The organism is Kitasatospora sp. NPDC001225 (assembly GCF_053597855.1).
This window is the reverse complement of sequence record NZ_JBSFJC010000397.1, coordinates 1-1,965: the sequence shown is the minus strand read 5'-3', so window position 1 is coordinate 1,965 and position 1,965 is coordinate 1. Positions and strand designations below refer to the sequence as shown.

At 67.0% G+C, this 1,965-nt stretch carries 1 protein-coding gene; it reads left to right on the top strand.

All coding sequences use genetic code 11. The features are described from left to right. Positions 1-1,965, top strand: a 1,965-nt coding sequence (gene dnaE / locus ACWDCZ_RS40855) for a DNA polymerase III subunit alpha (RefSeq protein ID WP_449818655.1), incomplete at both ends; no start/stop codon positions are given.

The following is a 1,965-nucleotide window of genomic DNA, read 5'->3' as shown; positions in this document are numbered from 1 at the left end:
GCCCGGAGCGGCATCATCGCCACCACCGGCTGCCCCTCCGGCGAGGTCCAGACCCGGCTGCGCCTCGGCCAGTACGAGGAGGCCGTCAAGGCGGCCGGCGCCTACCAGGACATCTTCGGCAAGGAGAACTACTTCCTGGAGCTGATGGACCACGGGCTCTCCATCGAGCAGGACGTCCGCGAGGACCTGCTGCGCCTGGCCAAGCAGCTGAACATCCCGCTGCTGGCCACCAACGACTCGCACTACGTCACCGCCGACCAGGCCGACGCCCACGACAGCCTGCTCTGCGTCGGCGTGGGCAAGAACAAGGACGACCCGAACCGCTTCAAGTTCAACGGCAGCGGCTACTACGTCAAGACCGCCGAGGAGATGCGCGAGCTCTTCCGCGAGCTGCCGGAGGCCTGCGACAACACCCTGGCGATCGCCGAGCGGGTGGAGTCGTACGAGGAGGTCTTCACCTACGTCGACCGGATGCCGCAGTTCGACGTCCCCGAGGGCGAGACCCAGGCCTCCTTCCTGCGCCAGAAGATCGCCGCCGGCCTCCAGCACCGCTACGGCGACAACCCCAGCCAGGAGGTGCTGGACCGGGTCGAGCTGGAGATGGGCGTGATCACCCCGATGGGGTTCGACGCCTACTTCCTCGTGGTCGCCGACATCTGCCAGTACGGCCGGGACAACGGCATCCCGGTCGGCCCGGGCCGTGGTTCGGCGGCCGGCTCGATGGTCGCCTACCTGACCGGCATCACCCAGCTGGACCCGCTGGAGCACGACCTGCTGTTCGAGCGGTTCCTCAACCCCGAGCGCATCAACCCCCCGGACGTCGACATCGACTTCGACGACCGCCAGCGCGACCAGATGGTGCGCTACGTCACCGACAAGTACGGCTCCGCCTACACCGCCCAGGTCAACACCTTCGGCACGATCAAGGCCAAGGCCGCCGTCAAGGACGCCAACCGCATCCTGGGCTACCCCTTCGCCATGGGCGACCGGATCACCAAGGCGATGCCGCCGGACGTCATGGGCAAGGGCGTGCCGCTGGCCGACCTGTTCAACGACAAGCACCCGCGGTACAACGAGGGCACCGAGATCCGGGCGCTCTACGACAACGAGCCCGACGTCAAGAAGATCATCGACACCGGGCGGGGCATCGAGGGCCTGATCCGCGGCACCGGCGTGCACGCCGCCGCCGTCATCCTCTCCTCCACCCCGCTGCTCGAACTGATCCCGCTGCACATGCGGGACAAGGACGGCGTGATCATCACCGGCTTCGACTACCCGTCGTGCGAAGCCATGGGCCTGATCAAGATGGACTTCCTGGGTCTGCGGAACCTGGGCATCATCGACCACTGCATCAAGATCGTGAAGGCCAACCGGGGCGTCGACGTCGACATCGAGAAGATCCCGATCGACGACCCCACCACCTACCAGCTGCTGGCCCGAGGCGACACCCTCGGCGTGTTCCAGCTCGACGGCGGCCCCATGCGCGCCCTGCTCAAGCTGATGAAGCCCACCGAGTTCGCCGACATCTCCGCCGTCTCCGCGCTGTACCGGCCCGGCCCGATGGGCATGAACTCGCACACCAACTACGCCCTGCGCAAGAACGCCCAGCAGGAGATCATCCCGATCCACCCCGAGCTGGAGGAACCGCTCAAGGACGTCCTCGGCCCCACCTACGGCCTGATCGTCTACCAGGAGCAGGTGCAGCGAGCCGCCCAGGTGCTGGCCGGCTACTCGCTCGGACAGGCAGACCTGCTCCGCCGCGCGATGGGCAAGAAGAAGAAGGAGGTCCTGGAGAAGGAGTTCGTCCCCTTCCACGCCGGCTGCAAGGAGCGCGGCTACTCCGACGAGGCCATCCAGGCGGTCTGGGACGTCCTGGTCCCGTTCGCCGGCTACGCGTTCAACAAATCGCACTCCGCCGCGTACGGCCTGGTCTCCTACCAGACCGCCTACCTCAAGGCCAACTAC